Genomic DNA, 15792 nt, shown 5'->3' with positions numbered 1-15792 from the left:
GTTTGGGTGGCGAACGGGACCGTACACGGTCGGGAGGGCCCGCCTCGCAGGCACCACCCCGTGTACTTCCCGTGATGCAGGTGGCCGGAAACCAGGACAATCCATGGTTTTCCAGAGGCAATTCCCCTCACAGAGGGTGATGACCGAAAGGTCTGCACCTGTGATCGATCACACAGCGTGCAGACGTCGCCCACCTGCGGGAATTCCGCGTACAGCGAACAACGAAGGCGACGGCGTGAAGACGTCAGCGCGGAAAAGTGACACGCATCACAAGCCCGCCGCCCTCGCGCGGCACCGCGGTGATCCGCCCGCCGTGGGCGCGCGCCACCGACCGGACGATCGACAGGCCGAGGCCGACGCCCCGGTCGCTGCCGGTCCGCTCCTCCCGCAGCCGCCGGAACGGCTCGAAGAGGTTGTCGATCTCGTAGGCGGGGACGACCGGGCCCGTGTTCGACACCACCAGCACCGCCTGGCCGCCCTCCACGGCCGTGGTGACCTCCACCCAGCCGTCCTCGGGGACGTTGTAGCGCACGGCGTTCTGGACCAGGTTCAGGGCGATGCGCTCCAGCAGCACGCCGTTGCCCTGGACGACCGCCGGCGCGCGCTCGCCGCGGAACTCCACGCCCCGCTCCTCGGCCTCGCCGCGCACCTGGTCGATGGCGCGGGACGCCACCTCGGCGATGTCGACGGGCTTGCGCTCCACGATCTGGTTCTCGCTGCGGGCCAGCAGCAGCAGGCCCTCCACCAGCTGCTCGCTGCGCTCGTTGGTGGCCAGCAGCGCCTTGCCCAGCTCCCTCATCTCCACGGGGGCGGCGGGGTCGGAGAGGTGGACCTCCAGGAGCGTGCGGTTGATCGCCAGCGGGGTGCGCAGCTCGTGCGAGGCGTTGGCGACGAAGCGCTGCTGGGCCGTGAAGGCGCGCTCCAGCCGGTCCAGCATCTCGTCGAAGGTGTCCGCCAGCTCCTTGAGCTCGTCGTCCGGGCCGACCAGCTTGATGCGGCGGCTCAGGTCCGAGCCGGCGACCTGGCGGGCGGTGCGGGTGATCCGGCCGAGCGGCGAGAGCACCCGGCCCGCCATGGCGTACCCGAAGGCGAACGCGATGATGCTCAGGCCCAGCAGGGCGAAGAGCGAGCGCCGCAGCAGGTCGTCCAGGGCCAGGTCCCGCTGGTGCTGGAGGCATCCGGCCATGGCGTCGTTGAACTGCTCCGCCGTCACCCCCTCGGCGGGCAGCCGGCACCAGTCGAAGTTGGGGTCGACCTCGCCCTTGAGCAGCTTGAAGGGCAGGTCGTCGGTGCTGATGTAGAGGGCCTGCCGGGTGAGCAGGTAGATGATCGACAGCAGCAGGACCCCGGCGATGAGGAACATCCCGCCGTACAGCAGGGTGAGCCGTATCCGGATGGTCGGCCGCAGCAGCGGGCGCGCGGGGGCCCGCGGGTCCCAGGTCGGTTTGGGCGGGGCCGCGCGCGGTGTGGGTGTGTCCGCCACGGTCAGATCCGGTAGCCGGAGCCGGGCACGGTGATGATGACCGGAGGCTCGCCGAGCTTGCGGCGGAGGGTCATGACCGTGACGCGGACGACGTTGGTGAACGGGTCGGTGTTCTCGTCCCAGGCCTTCTCCAGCAGCTGCTCGGCGGAGACGACGGCGCCCTCGCTGCGCATCAGCACCTCCAGCACGGCGAACTCCTTGGGGGCCAGCTGGACCTCCCGGCCGTCGCGGAAGACCTCGCGGCGGTTGGGGTCCAGCCTGATGCCGGCCCGCTCCAGGACGGGCGGCAGCGCGGTGGTCGTCCGCCGTCCGAGCGCCCGGACGCGGGCGGTCAGCTCGCTGAACGCGAACGGCTTGGGCAGGTAGTCGTCGGCGCCCAGCTCCAGGCCCTCGACGCGGTCGCTGACGTCGCCGGAGGCGGTGAGCATCAGGACGCGGGTCGCCATGCCCAGCTCGACGATCCTGCGGCAGACGTCGTCCCCGTGGACGAGGGGCAGGTCGCGGTCGAGGACGACGACGTCGTAGTCGTTGACGCCGACGCGCTCCAGGGCCGCGGCCCCGTCGTACACGACGTCGACGGCCATGGCCTCCCGGCGCAGTCCGGTGGCCACCGCATCGGCGAGCAGCTGCTCGTCCTCGACGACGAGTACGCGCACGGCGCTGATCCTTCCTCCGAGCCCGGAAGCGGGCAGATCCTGGACAGCGGCGGGGGTGCCGCTGTCCTGGCCATCCTGCCCCTTACGCGCGTAAACCGGCTGTAAGGCGACCGGACGGCCGACTGTGCGGGAGGGTGCGCGACCGGACATGTTCGCGAGACTCCCCGGCCCTTGAGGTTTCCCTGAGGTCGCGTCTGGGGAGGACGACTGCACACCCGAGATCACGCCGTGTATGTGGCACGGCCACGAGCCGCTCTGTCCCCCAGAGGCGCTGTGCGTGGTCCGGACCCCACCCTCGGCACACCCCCGTGCCACCACCGACCCATGACGAGGGGGCGCATCATGGACGCTTTCACCGCAGGACTGCTGCAGCGCATAAGGGCGACGGAAACCGACCTGACGCGGGCGCGGGAGACCGGAGACGACTTCCTGGCCGACGTCGAGCAGGCGGAGCTGGACGACCTCCGGCGCCTCGCGGCGGAGCACGGCGTGGAGGTCTCCTCCATCTCCCCGGTCTCCGTCTGACGGACCGCCCTCGAAGGCCCCGGCGTCCCTCGGGACTCCGGGGCCTTCGCATGCCCACGGGCCTCTCCGGCGACCGCCCGCAAGGGCCGTGGGGCCCTGGCCTAGGTGTATTGCCCTGTGAGGTTGGGGACGCGGCTGGCGGGTGGTTTGCCTGCGAGCGCGGTGTGTCCGCGGTGGTGATTGTAGGTATGCAGCCAGTCGGGGAAGGCATCGCGTCGTTCCTGCTCTGAGCGGTAGGGGCGGGCGTAGGCCCATTCGTCGAGCAGGGTGCGGTTGAAGCGTTCGACCTTGCCGTTGGTCTGGGGCCGGTAGGGCCGGGTTCGCTTGTGGGTGATCCCGGCCGCCGCCAGCGCGTCGCGCCAGGCGTGGGATCTGTAGCACGAGCCGTTGTCGGTCAGGACCCGCTGCACCGTGATCCCGCATGAGGCGAAGTAGGCGTGGGCCCGCTGCCAGAAGGTGGTGGCGGTCTCCCTCTTCTCGTCGGCCAGGATCTCGCTGTAGGCGAGACGGGAGTGGTCGTCGACGGCGGTGTGGATGTAGCTGTAGCCGACGCCGGACTTCGTCTTGCGGCCGGCTTGGCGGCCGAGGGTCTTGTGGCCGCCGCCGTCGGGGATGTTGCCGAGTTTCTTGATGTCGACGTGCACGAGTTCGCCGGGCCGGTCGCGTTCGTAGCGTCGTATGACACGGCCGGTGGCCCGGTCCAGGGAGGTCAGGCGGGCCAGCCCGAAGCGGGTCAGCACGCGGTGGACCGTGGAGGGCACCAGGTCCAGGAGGTGGGCGATGCGGGCCGGCCCCCACCGGCGGATGAGGCGGACCTTGATGATCCGGCGTTCGGTGCGGGTCGGGGTCCGGCGCGGGCTTGCGTGCGGACGGGAGGAACGGTCGCCCATCCCGGCCTCGCCCATGGCCCGGTAGCGGGCAGCCCATCGATGGGCGGTGGTGGGTGAGACCTGGAAACGTTCGGCGGCCCGCCGAAGCGGCCAGCCGTCCTTGACCACGCAGCGGGCCAGGCGCAGCCGTCCGGTCTCGGTCAGGGGTGCATTACGGTGGGGCACGAGGGCCTTTCTGGTCGCCGGTGCAGATGTCGCAATCCACACCAGGCCAGAAGGCCCTCACCCATTTCAAGATCCCTCAGCCGAGACCTGCATCACCCGTCCACAACCTCCCGGGACAGAACACCTAGGCCCTTGCGGCCCTGGCGCGGGAGCCGGGTCCGGCCCCGGGCGCCCGCCGGGGCCGATCGCCCGCCAACGGTCCGCGCGGGACCGAAGGTCCCGAAGACGGGACCTACGGTCAGGGCGCGGCGGACCGCACGGCCCGGGAGCGCGGGCCGCAGGGCTCTCGCGCCGCCGGGCGGGGCTCTGGTACGGCCTGTACGGCCTCCCGTGGCGGCGACTCCTGAGCGGCGGACGGTGCCGCCCGCGCCGCCGCCCCTGGCAGGGTGGTGCGGCGCGCGCCTCCGTGACCCCGTGAGGGCCGTGAGGCGCCATCCACCGCCCGCGCGGGTGAACGGCGGACCCCGTCAGTCGTGCCAGGCCCCGAAGTCCTCCAGGAGGGCCTGGAGCGGTTCGAACACGCCGGGCGGGGCGGCCACGGTCAGGGCGTCGTCCTCCCGCCCGCCGGGACGGCCGCCGGTCAGGGCGCCCGCCTCGCGCGCGATGAGCGCCCCGGCCGCCCGGTCCCAGGGGCGCAGGCCCCGCTCGTAGTAGCCGTCCAGCCGGCCGGCGGCCACGTCGGCCAGGTCGACGGCGGCCGACCCGCTCCGGCGTACGTCCCGCACCAGCGGCAGCAGCCGGTGGGCCACCTCGGCCTGGTGGGCGCGGACGGTGGTGACGTAGTTGAACCCGGTCGCGATGAGCGCCCGGTCCAGCTGCGGGGCCGGGCGGCAGCGCAGCCGCCGCTCCCCCAGCCAGGCCCCCCGCCCCCGTACGGCCTGGAACGTCTCGCCGCGCAGGGGGACCTCCACGACGCCGACGAGCGCCTCGCCGTCCCGCTCGGCGGCGATGGACACCGCCCAGGTCGGCAGGCCGTACAGGTAGTTCACCGTGCCGTCCAGGGGGTCGACCACCCAGCGGATGCCGCTGGTGCCCTCGGAGGCGCCGCCCTCCTCGCCGAGCAGGCCGTCGTGGGGCCGGTGCTCCGCCAGGTGGTCGGTGATCAGCTTCTCGGCGGCGATGTCCATCTCGGTGACCACGTCGATGGGGCTCGACTTGGTCGCGGCGACGCCCAGGTCCACCGGGCGGCCGTCGCGCAGCAGGGCGCCGGCGCGCCGGGCGGCCTCCAGGGCGACGGAGAGCAGTTCCTCCAGCGGCGGCTCGCCCGCAGGGCCCGGGGTGGGCGGCGGCTGATCGGTCACGGGGCCTCCTCAGGCGTACGGGCTGTCGGCGCCGGCCGCGGCGGGCCGCTCGGCACGGGCGGGGCAGCAGCCGACGGGGCACACGTCGTGCGAGGGCCCCAGCGCGCCGAGGGCGCACCGCTCGACGGAGGCGCCGCGCTCGGTGGCGGCCCGCTCCAGGAGCAGGTCGCGGATGGCCGCGGCGAAGCGCGGGTCGGCGCCGACGGTGGCCGAGCGGCGCACGGGCAGGCCCAGCTCGGCGGCCTTCGCGGCGGCCTCCGTGTCGAGGTCGTACAGGACCTCCATGTGGTCCGAGACGAACCCGATGGGCACCATCACGGCGGCCGGGGCGCCCTCCTCGTGGAGCGCCTCCAGGTGGTCGCAGATGTCGGGCTCCAGCCACGGGATGTGCGGGGCGCCGCTGCGGGACTGGTAGACGAGGCGCCAGGGGTGGTCGACTCCGGTGCGCTCCCGCACGGCGCCGGCGACCAGGCGGGCGACGTCGAGATGCTGCGCCACGTACGCCCCGCCGTCGCCGTGGGCCTCCACCGGGCCCGAGGTGTCGGCGGCGGAGTCGGGGATGGAGTGGGTGGTGAAGGCGAGGTGGGCGCCGTCGCGGACCCGCTCGTCCAGCTCGCCGAGGGAGCGCAGGACGCCCTCCACCACGGGCTCGACGAAGCCGGGGTGGTTGAAGTAGTGCCGCAGCTTGTCGACCTTCGGCAGGGGCAGCCCCTCCGCCTCCAGCGCGGCGAGCGCGTCGGCCAGGTTCTCCCGGTACTGGCGGCAGCCGGAGTAGGAGGCGTACGCGCTGGTGGCGAGGACGGCGATGCGGCGCCGCCCGTCGCGGACCATCTCGCGCAGCGTGTCCGTGAGGTACGGCGCCCAGTTGCGGTTGCCCCAGTAGACCGGCAGGTCGAGACCGGCCGCCGCGAAGTCCTCGCGGAGCGCGGCGAGCAGCTCCCGGCACTGGTCGTTGATGGGGCTGACGCCGCCGAACAGGAAGTAGTGCTGCCCGACCTCCTTGAGGCGCTCCTTGGGGATGCCCCGGCCCCGCGTCACGTTCTCCAGGAACGGGACCACCTCGTCGGGGCCCTCGGGACCGCCGAAGGAGAGCAGCAGCAACGCGTCGTACGGAGAGGGGTCGGGCTGGTCGGACACACGCTGATCGGACATGGCTCCGATCCTGCCACCCGGCGCTGACAGCGGAAAACCGGTGGTGCGCGTCCCGCCGCCTGCCCGTAATCTGTGAAGGCTGCCCATGCGCCTTACCCCGCCGGCCGTCCCCGCCGGCCGCGCCACCCGCCACGCCCCCGCCCCGGAGTGCCCCTTGCCCAGTCCCTACCGTGCGATCTTCGCCGCCCCCGGCACCCTGGGGTTCTCCGCCGCCGGCCTCATCGGCCGGATGCCCCTGGCCATGATGGGCGTGGGCGTACTGACCATGATCACCGAGCTGACGGGCCGGTACGGGCTCGCCGGGCTGCTGACCGGCACGCTGGCGCTGTCCGCCGCCCTGCTGGGCCCTCAGGTGTCGCGGCTGGTCGACCGGTACGGGCAGCGCCGCGTGCTGCGCCCGGCGGCGCTGGTGTCGGCGGCCGCCGCGGGCGCGCTGGTGCTGTGCGCGCAGGCGGGGCTGCCGGACTGGACGCTGTTCGTGAGCGCGGCGGCCGCGGGGTGCGTGCCGAGCCTCGGGGCGATGACGCGCGCGCGGTGGGCGGAGATCCTCCGGGGCCGGCCGCACGACCTGCACACGGCGTACTCGCTGGAGTCCATCGTCGACGAGCTGTGCTTCATCATGGGCCCGCCGATATCGATCGGGCTGTCGACGGTCTGGTTCCCCGCGGCGGGCCCGGTGCTGGCGGGGGCGTTCCTGCTGGCGGGCGTGTGGTGGCTGACCGCGCAGCGGGCGACGGAGCCCGCCCCGCACCCGGTGGAGCGGCACGGGGCGGCGCGGACGAGCGCGCTGCGCTCGCCGGGCCTGCAGGTGCTGGTGGTGGCGTTCGTCGCGACGGGCGCGATCTTCGGCGCGGTGGACGTGGTGACCGTGGCGTTCGCGGAGGAGCGGGGCCACAAGACGGCGTCGAGCCTGGTGCTGGCCGTCTACGCGGGCGGTTCGTGCCTGGCCGGGGCGGTGTTCGGGATGCTGCGGCTGAAGGGCGCTCCCGCGCGGCGCTGGGTCGTGGGCGTGCTGGCGATGGCCGTGAGTATGATCCCCCTCCAACTGGCCGGGAACCTCACGTTGCTGGCCGTGGCGCTCTTCGTCGCGGGCCTCGCCATCGCACCGACGATGGTGACCACCATGGCCCTGGTGGAGGAGCACGTACCGCGCGGCAAGCTGACCGAGGGCATGACCTGGACCGGGACCGGGCTCGCGGTGGGTGTGGCGCTCGGCACGTCGGTCTCCGGTTGGGTGGTCGCCGTGCACGGGGCCCGCGCGGGGTACGTGGTGCCCGGCGTGGCCGGGGTGCTCGCGGCTCTGGTGGCGTTCCTGGGGTACCGCCGGCTGACCAGGCCGGTGCCGAGGCGGGAGGGGCAGCGTGCGCAGCAGGACCCTGAGCAGTCTGAGGAGCTGGAGCGGCCGGAGGGGCTGGAGCGGCCGGAGCGGTACGACGGGCCTGAACGGTCCGGGGCGTCCGGGCGGGGCGAGCGGCCGGAGCGGAGCGGCCACCTGGCGTAACTGGGCGGGGAACGTCTCCGTCCGCCCCGCGCGGGAGGCCTTCCCGGCGTCCGTGGAGGAGCTGGCGGAGGCGGTCCGCGGCGCGGCGGACGACGGCCTGCGGGTGAAGACGGTGGGGACGGGCCACTCGTTCACGTCGATCGCCGCGACCGACGGGCTGCTGATCCGCCCCGACCTGCTGACGGGCATCCGCCGGATCGACCGTACGGCGATGACCGTGACCGTGGAGTCGGGGACCCCGCTCAAGCGGCTGAACGCGGCGCTGGCGCGCGAGGGCCTGTCGCTCGCCAACATGGGCGACATCATGGAGCAGACGGTCGCGGGCGCGATCAGCACCGGGACGCACGGGACGGGCCGCGACTCGGCGTCGGTCGCCGCGCAGGTCCGGGAGCTGGAGCTGGTGACGGCGGACGGCCGGGTGACGACCTGCTCCGAGAAGGAGAACCCGGACGTCTTCGCGGCGGCCCGGATCGGTCTGGGCGCGCTGGGCGTGGTCTCGGCGGTGACCTTCGCGGTGGAGCCGATGTTCCTGCTGACCGCGCGCGAGGAGCCGATGGGCTTCGACCGGGTGACGGCCGAGTTCGACGAGCTGTACGCGGAGAACGAGCACTTCGAGTTCTACTGGTTCCCGCACACCGGCAACTGCAGCACCAAGCGCAACAACCGCAGCCAGGGCCCCGTGGATCCGCCGGGGGCGGTGAGCGGCTGGTTCGAGGACGAGTTCCTGTCCAACGGCGTCTTCCAGGTGGCCAACTCGGTCGGCCGGGCGCTGCCCGCCGCCGTCCCGGCGATCGCGCGGCTCTCCAGTCGGGCGCTGTCGCCGCGCACGTACACGGACATCCCGTACAAGGTCTTCACCAGTCCGCGGCGGGTGCGGTTCATGGAGATGGAGTACGCCGTCCCGAGGGAGGCGGCGGTGGCGGCGCTGCGCGAGCTGAGGGCGATGGTGGACCGGTCACCGCTGCGGGTGAGCTTCCCGGTGGAGGTGCGGACGGCCCCGGCGGACGACATCACGCTGTCCACGGCGTCGGGCCGGGACACCGCGTACATCGCGGTCCACATGTACCGCGGCACCCCCTATCGGGCGTACTTCACCGCCACGGAGCGGATCATGACCGCGCACGCGGGCCGGCCGCACTGGGGGAAGGTGCACACGCGCGACGCGGCGTACCTCGCCCAGGTGTATCCCCGGTTCGGCGAGTTCACGGCGCTGCGCGACCGGCTGGACCCCGACCGGGTCTTCGCCAACCCGTACCTGCGGCGGGTGCTGGGCGACTGACGCGGAACCGGCCCGTTCGCCGGGCCGGTTCCGGCGCGCGGCCGATACCGGGGCCGGTTCCCGCGCCGGGGCCGGTCCGCGACGCCGGCGCTGGTGCGGATCACGGGCGGTGCCGGCGCCGGGAGGGGCCGCGACTCGTACCGGTTCCAGCCGTTTTCTCCCGCGGCCGCCCCCGCGGCGCGCGCCCTGCCGGAGCGTCAACCGCCGGGCACCGCACGAAGTCCGACGGCGCGCCGGTGCACCGACATGGCCCGAATGGAGTACTGTGACGAACCCTGGGCACCGGTCCCTTACGGGTGCCCGGGATCAACGGGAGGGGCCGGAAATGGCACTCGATCCGGCGGTGCCGCCATACCGCACGGGGGCCTGCGACGGAGCGTGATCGACGGTCACGTCGAGTCGTGGAATAGGTTACCGTGCCATGACGGCGCTCCAGGGCCCATGCCCGACACGCCGGTCAACACGGCAAGGTTGTGGCAGGCTGCACCCGGGCAGGCCACACTCGACTAGCGGAAGCAGCGACGCACGTGACGTCGGCAGGCACCACCCGGGAGGTCCCCATGCCCGAACTGCGTGTCGTGGCCGTCTCCAACGACGGCACACGACTGGTGCTGAAGGCTGCGGACAACACGGAGTACACCCTTCCGATCGACGAGCGGCTGCGCGCCGCCGTCCGCAACGACCGCCCCCGGCTCGGCCAGATCGAGATCGAGGTGGAGAGCCACCTCCGGCCGCGCGACATCCAGGCACGCATACGGGCCGGTGCCTCCGCCGAGGAGGTCGCCCAGCTCGCGGGCATCCCCGTCGAGCGCGTCCGCCGCTTCGAGGGACCCGTGCTCGCGGAGCGCGCCTTCATGGCGGAGCGGGCCCGGAAGACCCCCGTCCGCAGGCCCGGCGAGAACGCCGGCCCGCAGCTCGGCGAGGCCGTGCAGGAGCGTCTGCTGCTGCGCGGCGCCGAGAAGGACACGGTGGCGTGGGACTCGTGGCGGCGCGACGACGGCACCTGGGAGGTGCTGCTCGTCTACCGGGTCGCCGGCGAGGTGCACACGGCGAGCTGGACGTACGACCCGCCGCGCCGCCTGGTGCAGGCCGTGGACGCGGAGGCCCGCGCGCTGATCGGCGAGACCGACGACGCGGTGGCCGTGCCGGAGCCGAGCTTCCCGTTCGTCCCGCGCATCGCGCGGCTGCCGCGCGAGCGCACCGCGGACCGCGCCGCGCCGCCCCCGCCGAGCGCCGAGCCCGCGGAGGAGTCCGAGCGGGACTCGCTGACCAGCCTCCTGGAGGCCGTGCCGAACTTCCGGGGCGACATGGTCGTCCCCGACCGGGCGACCGGGACGGACGGCGCCTCGGCGGCGGCCGAGCCCGACGGCGAGCCGGACGCGGAGGAGCCCCCGGCCCCCGCCGCCTCGGCCGGCGCCGGGTCGGCGTACGCGGACGTGCTGATGCCCCGCTCGGTGAGCGGGCACCGGGACCGGCTGGTCGGCACGACGGACCGCCAGGCGGAGGCCGACGGCGTCCGTCCGGGGCGCCGGGCGGCGGTCCCCAGCTGGGACGAGATCGTCTTCGGCACGCGACGCAAGAAGCAGCAGGAGTAGCCGAGGCCGGGCCGGGAGGAGGGGCCGGGCCCCTTCACGGCTCGTTCCCGGCTGTCGGCTGTCGGCTGTCGGCTGTCGGCTGTCGGCTGTCGGCTGTCGGCTGTCGGCTGTCGGCTGTCGGCGTGATTCTGACCGGGCGCCCGCATCAGACCGGGCGCCTCTCCGCCGCGAGGACGCTCACGCCGGGACGGGCGGCGGCGGGGACACGCGCTGCCGCCTCCGCCTCGCCCGCGCCCGAGCAGCCGCCCAGGGAGGTCGGCCGCCGGGTCAGCCCCGGTCGGGGCCCGTGGCCACGGGGCGGGACGGGTCCAGCGTCCACTCCGACCACGAGCCCGCGTACAGCGCCGCCCGTACGCCCGCCGCCTCCAGCGCCAGCACCTCGTGGGCCGCCGACACGCCCGAACCGCAGTAGACCCCCACCTGCGGGGCGTCCCAGACCCCCAGCTCCTTGAACCGCGCCGCCAGCGCCTCCGGCGCCAGGAACCGGCCGTCCTCCGTCACGTTCCCCGCCGTCGGCGCCGACACCGCGCCCGGGATGTGCCCGGCCACCGCGTCGATCGGCTCCACCTCGCCCCGGTACCGCTCCCCCGCCCGCGCGTCCAGCAGCAGCCCGTCGCGGGCCAGCGCCGCCGCCCCGTCCGCGTCCAGCAGCGGCATCCCGCCCGGTACGGGGGCGAAGTCGCCCGGCACCGGCTCCACCACCGCCGTCGACAGCGCGCCCCGCCACGCCGCCAGCCCGCCGTCCAGCACCCGCACCTCCCGGTGCCCCGCCCAGCGCAGCAGCCACCACGCCCGCGCCGACGCCCAGCCCTGACCGCCGTCGTACACGACGACCCGCGACCCGGACGACACGCCGGCCGCGCGCATCGCCGCGCCGAACACGCCGAGGTCCGGCAGCGGGTGGCGGCCCCCGTCCCCGGGCGGCCCGGCCAGCTCCGTGTCGAGGTCCACGTACACGGCGCCGGGGATGTGCCCCGCCTCGTACGCGGGACGCCCGGGCGGGCCGCCCATCTCGTAGCGGACGTCCAGCAGGACGGGTGCCGCCCGGCCGGCCGCCGGGGCGGCGAGCTCGGCGGCGAGCTCCTCGGCGGAGACCAGGGGGTGCGAGTCGGTGCTTGTGCTGCGGTTCATACGTGCCATCCTCGCGCAGACACCGGCCCTGCCGGGAGGACTCACGGCGAAATGCCGGGATGGGACGCGGAATTTTCGGGCATCCTCCTGCGGGATCGCGCCAATCCACGGCGCGGCCGGGGCGTACCGCCCGAGCTGCGGTGCCAGCATCTGACGAGGCGTGGGGCCGCGGCGCCGACGCGGGTCCGCGCCCGGTCCCCCGCACGGCCACGACGATGGTCCGAGGAGAATGTGACGATGACCGAGGCGACCCGGCGCGAGCCGGGTTCACCCTGCTGGGTGAGCTTGATGGTGCACGGCCTTGACGCGACGCGCGAGTTCTACGGGGAGCTGTTCGGCTGGGAGTTCGCGCCCGGCCCGCCGCGGCTCGGCCCGTACGCGCGCGCCCTGCTCGACGGCCGGGAGGTCGCGGGGATCGGCCTGCTGCCCGCCGACCGCGGCCTGCCGGGCTCCTGGACGGTGTACCTGGCCTCCGACGACGCCGACGGCACGGCCGAGTCGGTCCGCTGCGCGGGCGGGACGGTCGCCGTGGGCCCGCTCGACGCGGGCGCCGCCGGGCGGCTGGTGATCTGCTCCGACCCGTCGGGCGCGGTCTTCGGGGTGTGGCAGGCCGCCGCCTTCGCCGGGACCTCGGCGGCGGGCGGGCCGGGCACACCCGTCTGGTACGAGCTGCTCACGTACGAGGCCGAGCCGGCCGTGAAGTTCTACCGGACGCTCTTCGGCTACGAGCCGGAGCCGGACGCCTCGGACGGTCCGGACCATGTCGTGCTGACGGCGGCGGGGCGGCCCGCCCTGTCGGTGCGCGGCCTCGGCAGGGACCTGCCGCGCGACCGGGGGGCGCACTGGACGACGTGGTTCGAGGTGGCCGACCCGGACGCGGCCGCGCGCCGCGCGGCGGAACTGGGCGGGCGCGTGCTGGACACGCCCCGCGACGGTGCGGGGGGACGGCGGGCGACGCTGGCCGACCCGGAGGGGGCCGTCTTCACGGTCGTGCGGTCGAGCGGGCGCTGAGCGGCGGCCCGCCGGGCGCTGCGGTCGCCGGCGGTGGCCGCCGGGTCGGGCGGGGCACGCGGGGCCGGGGCGTGCGGGGCCGGGGCGTGCGGGGTGCGGCGGGCGGCCGGGGCGCGGTGGCCGCGGGCGGGCCCCGGGCGCCGGGGGCGCGGTGCCCGCAGGGCTCGATGCCCGAGGGTGCGTGCCCGGAGGATGCGTCCCCCGAGAGCGCGGTCCCCTGGGACGCGTTGCCCGGAGGGCGCGGTCCCCCGGGGCGCGATGCCCGGAGGGCGCGGTCCGCCGGGGCGCGATGCCCGGAGGGCGCGGTCGCCCGAGGATGCGGTGTCCGCGGACGCGATGCCCGGGGGCGCGGTCCCTCGGGGGCGCGGTGCCCGGCGGACCGGGCGCGGCAGGCGGGTGCGGGCGCGGTGGACGCCGCACGGGTGTGCCGGGCCGGGTGGTTACCGGGTGGCCGGGGCGGTGTGCGCCGTGGAGGCCGGGGCGGCCCCGGACCCGGCAGGACGGGTGCGGACGGGAGCCGGCGGCTCGGGCGGCTCCACGGGCAGGACGTCCGGGGACAGGGCGGCCGCGCGGGCGGTGGCGGCCGTCATCCTCCGCCGGTGGTGGCGCCTGCACAGCACCTCGTACCCCACCTCGCTGCCCGCGTTGACGTCCCCGACGACGACCTGGGCGCCTTCGACCACCATCACACCGCCGACCGTGCGGGCGTTGTGCGTGGCTCGCGCGCCGCACCAGCACAGCGCCTCGACCTGGAGGACCTCCACCCGGTCCGCCAGCTCCACCAGCCGCTGGGACCCCGGGAACAGCTTGGAGCGGAAGTCGGTCGTGATGCCGAAGGCGAACACGTCCAGCTCCAGGTCGTCCACCACCCGCGCGAGCTGGTCGATCTGCTCGGGGGCGAGGAACTGCGCCTCGTCCGCGATCACGTAGTCGCAGCGGCCGCCGCGCGACAGGTGGTCGACCAGGTACGCGTAGAAGTCGAACTCCGCGGCCGCCTCGACCGCCTCCGTCACCAGCCCGAGGCGGGAGGACAGCTTGCCCGCGCCGGCCCGGTCGTTGCGGGTGAAGATCATGCCCTGGAGGCCGCGCGCCGACCGGTTGTGCTCGATCTGCAGAGCGAGGGTGCTCTTTCCGCAGTCCATGGTTCCGGAGAAGAACACCAGCTCGGGCATGGGGAAGTGAGGGCCTTTCGGGTCTGCGGGGCACGGGCCGCGGAGGTGGTGCGTACGGGGCCTGACGGCGCGGGCGGGGCTTCGGGACGGGCGAGGGGCAGGCGTGCTACGTGCGGACTTCCAGCAGCGGGACGAGCTGCTCGGCGGCCGTCATGGAGCCGTGCATCCCGGCCATCGCCGACTCGTGCGGCTCGGCGAGGGACGCGGTCAGGGCCACGTCGTCGTGCGCGGCGGCCACCACGTCGCCGATCCGGCCGTACACGCGCTCGTCGATGTGCGGCCCGAACCAGCCGGCCGCCACGGCCTCCTCGCGGCCCGCGACCCAGAAGCGGTCGCCCAGCACCTCGCGCCAGACGGCCAGCACGTCGGCCTCGGCGCCCGGTACGGCGTACACGTGGCGGGCCCGGCCCTCGCCGCCCAGCAGGGCGACACCGGCGCGCAGCTCCCAGTCCTCGTCGAAGTCGATGCGCGACTCCTCGTCGAACGGGATGTCGACCATGCCGTGGTCGGCCGTCACGTACAGCGCGGAACGCGCCGGAAGCTGCTCGGCGAGGCGCTGGACCAGCTGGTCGGCGTGCATGAGCTGGCCGCGCCAGGCGTCGGAGTCCACGCCGAAGCGGTGGCCCGCCCCGTCGACCTCGCTGTAGTACGTGTAGACCAGGGCGCGGTCGGCTTCGGCGAGCCGGCGGGCGGCGAGGTCCATGCGCTCCTCGCCGGAGAGCCGCCCGTGGAACGTGCCGCCGCTGAGCGCGACCTTGGTGAGCGGCGTGTCCTGGAACGCCGGGGACGACACCTGCGCCGTGTGGACGCCCGCCGCGTCGGCCAGCTCGAAGACCGTGGGGTACGGCTGCCACACGTGCGGCGGTGTCCAGGGGCGCCAGCGGAGCTGGTTCATCAGCTGGCCGGTGTCCGGGTCGCGGACGGTGTAGCCGGTCAGGCCGTGCTCGCCGGGCGGCCGGCCCGTGCCGACCGAGGCGAGGGAGGTCGCCGTGGTGGCGGGGAAGCCGGACGTGAGGGGCCGGCCCGTGCCGCCGCGCGAGGTGCCGAGGAGCGAGGCGAGGAACGGGGCCTCCGCCGGGTGCGCCCGGACCTGCTCCCAGCCGAGGCCGTCGATGAGGAAGACGCAGATCCGGTCGGCCGGGGCCAGCTCGGAGATCAGCGGCTCGAAACCCGGCACGCCGAGGCCGGCGGCGAGCGTCGGCAGCAGGTCGGCGAGGGAGCCCGAGCCGTAGGCGGGGACGGGAGCCGTGTCGAGGGACAGCGGCTCGGGCTCGTCGGGCCAGGCGGCGGCCGTGGTCGTCGGCTGGGCCATCAGCGGGTGGCCGCGGTGGCCTCGGAGAGGGCCTGGGCGAAGTGGAGGGCCTGGCGGACCGTCTCGGGGCCGTCGCCGGCCTCGCTGACGCGCAGGCTCAGATCGTCGGCGGTGGAGTTGCCCGTGTAGCCGTGGTCGGCGTCGCAGTTCGGGTCGCCGCAGGCGGCGGGCTCCAGGTCGATGCGGGAGACCGCGCCCCAGCCGACCGTGAGGACGATCTCGCGCGGGAGCGTGCCGGGCTGGTACGACTCCGGGTTCGCGACGACGCGGCTGACGACGACCGACGAGATCCGGCCGAGCTTCACGGACTCGGTGGACGTGGTCGCGTAGGGCGTCGGGGAGGTCGTGTCGGCGTTCTGCTCGTCGGTGTGGCTGACGATGAAGCGCGTGGCGGTGAGGACGAGGACCGTCACGTGCCGCCGGACCTCGTTGGCGTCGAAGGTGGTCTCCTGGTGGACGAGGTACGACGCGATCGGCTCCCCGCCTACGGCGGCCTCCACCGCCTCGGCCACGAGGGCCGGGTAGTAGCCGCTGCGCTCGATCGCCGCGCGCAGCCCCTGGGTCGTCGTACCGGTCTTCGCCATGGACTCCATCCTACGGGGCGCCCGGAGCCCCGGTG

The 15792-nt window shown here is 74.7% G+C and carries 14 protein-coding genes; 5 read left to right on the top strand and 9 right to left on the bottom strand.

All coding sequences use genetic code 11. The features are described from left to right. Positions 1 to 244: 244 nt before the first annotated feature. Both CP974_RS23385 and CP974_RS23380 read right to left on the bottom strand, forming a co-directional pair. Positions 245 to 1483 carry a sensor histidine kinase gene (locus CP974_RS23385; protein WP_031128354.1) on the bottom strand — a complete coding sequence of 413 codons (1239 nt, stop codon included), beginning with the start codon at positions 1481 to 1483 and terminating at the stop codon, positions 245 to 247. 2 nt (positions 1484 to 1485) lie between these two features. Beyond that, on the bottom strand, positions 1486 to 2139 hold the full coding sequence (locus CP974_RS23380) for a response regulator transcription factor (protein WP_031128352.1): 654 nt from the start codon (positions 2137 to 2139) through the stop codon (positions 1486 to 1488). Between the two features lie 342 nt (positions 2140 to 2481). Here CP974_RS23380 and CP974_RS23375 point away from each other — a divergent pair, with 342 nt between their 5' ends. Next, positions 2482 to 2664: a hypothetical protein gene (locus CP974_RS23375; protein WP_031128351.1), complete on the top strand. Its 183-nt coding sequence runs from the start codon at positions 2482 to 2484 to the stop codon at positions 2662 to 2664. A gap of 101 nt (positions 2665 to 2765) precedes the next feature. Here the strand turns inward: CP974_RS23375 and CP974_RS23370 are convergent, their stop codons facing one another. The 3 genes from CP974_RS23370 to CP974_RS23360 all read right to left on the bottom strand — a co-directional run bounded on the left by CP974_RS23370 (position 2766) and on the right by CP974_RS23360 (position 6157). Continuing rightward, a complete protein-coding gene (locus CP974_RS23370; protein WP_031186440.1) occupies positions 2766 to 3719 on the bottom strand; it encodes an IS481 family transposase in 954 nt (317 codons plus the stop codon). Between the two features lie 467 nt (positions 3720 to 4186). After that, the gene (locus CP974_RS23365; protein ID WP_051839834.1) at positions 4187 to 5020 is read right to left on the bottom strand and encodes an inositol monophosphatase family protein; all 834 of its coding nucleotides are present in this window, start codon (positions 5018 to 5020) and stop codon (positions 4187 to 4189) included. A 9-nt stretch (positions 5021 to 5029) separates the two neighbouring features. Next, positions 5030 to 6157: a ferrochelatase gene (locus CP974_RS23360; protein ID WP_031134802.1), complete on the bottom strand. Its 1128-nt coding sequence runs from the start codon at positions 6155 to 6157 to the stop codon at positions 5030 to 5032. A 169-nt stretch (positions 6158 to 6326) separates the two neighbouring features. Between CP974_RS23360 and CP974_RS23355 the strand changes: the two genes are divergently transcribed. From CP974_RS23355 to sepH, 3 genes are all read left to right on the top strand, one after another. After that, the gene (locus CP974_RS23355; RefSeq protein ID WP_078915798.1) at positions 6327 to 7673 is read left to right on the top strand and encodes an MFS transporter; all 1347 of its coding nucleotides are present in this window, start codon (positions 6327 to 6329) and stop codon (positions 7671 to 7673) included. Continuing rightward, entirely contained in the window at positions 7612 to 8952 is a 1341-nt protein-coding gene (locus CP974_RS23350) for a D-arabinono-1,4-lactone oxidase (RefSeq protein ID WP_051839836.1), read from the top strand. The genes CP974_RS23355 and CP974_RS23350 overlap by 62 nt, the downstream gene beginning before the upstream one ends. Positions 8953 to 9479: 527 nt before the next feature. After that, positions 9480 to 10547 carry a septation protein SepH gene (sepH, locus tag CP974_RS23345; protein ID WP_078915797.1) on the top strand — a complete coding sequence of 356 codons (1068 nt, stop codon included), beginning with the start codon at positions 9480 to 9482 and terminating at the stop codon, positions 10545 to 10547. A gap of 267 nt (positions 10548 to 10814) precedes the next feature. Here the strand turns inward: sepH and CP974_RS23335 are convergent, their stop codons facing one another. Continuing rightward, a complete protein-coding gene (locus CP974_RS23335) occupies positions 10815 to 11678 on the bottom strand; it encodes a sulfurtransferase (protein ID WP_031134810.1) in 864 nt (287 codons plus the stop codon). 237 nt (positions 11679 to 11915) lie between these two features. Here CP974_RS23335 and CP974_RS23330 point away from each other — a divergent pair, with 237 nt between their 5' ends. Then, positions 11916 to 12689, top strand: a complete 774-nt coding sequence (locus tag CP974_RS23330; protein WP_031134812.1) for a VOC family protein — start codon at positions 11916 to 11918, stop codon at positions 12687 to 12689. 440 nt (positions 12690 to 13129) lie between these two features. On the opposite strand, the gene CP974_RS23325 is transcribed toward CP974_RS23330, so the two are convergent. From CP974_RS23325 to CP974_RS23315, 3 genes are all read right to left on the bottom strand, one after another. Continuing rightward, positions 13130 to 13861, bottom strand: coding sequence for a thymidine kinase (locus CP974_RS23325; protein WP_051840060.1), 732 nt, complete (start codon positions 13859 to 13861; stop codon positions 13130 to 13132). Between the two features lie 106 nt (positions 13862 to 13967). After that, positions 13968 to 15173, bottom strand: a complete 1206-nt coding sequence (locus CP974_RS23320) for an alkaline phosphatase family protein (protein WP_085921383.1) — start codon at positions 15171 to 15173, stop codon at positions 13968 to 13970. After that, the gene (locus CP974_RS23315; RefSeq protein ID WP_031136559.1) at positions 15173 to 15757 is read right to left on the bottom strand and encodes a DUF5998 family protein; all 585 of its coding nucleotides are present in this window, start codon (positions 15755 to 15757) and stop codon (positions 15173 to 15175) included. The genes CP974_RS23320 and CP974_RS23315 overlap by 1 nt, the downstream gene beginning before the upstream one ends. Between the last annotated feature and the right edge of the window lie 35 nt (positions 15758 to 15792).

This window comes from Streptomyces fradiae ATCC 10745 = DSM 40063, from assembly GCF_008704425.1.
GTDB lineage: Bacteria > Actinomycetota > Actinomycetes > Streptomycetales > Streptomycetaceae > Streptomyces > Streptomyces fradiae.
The sequence above is the reverse complement of the archived record's forward strand: the minus strand, read 5'-3'. Positions and strand labels throughout refer to the sequence as shown.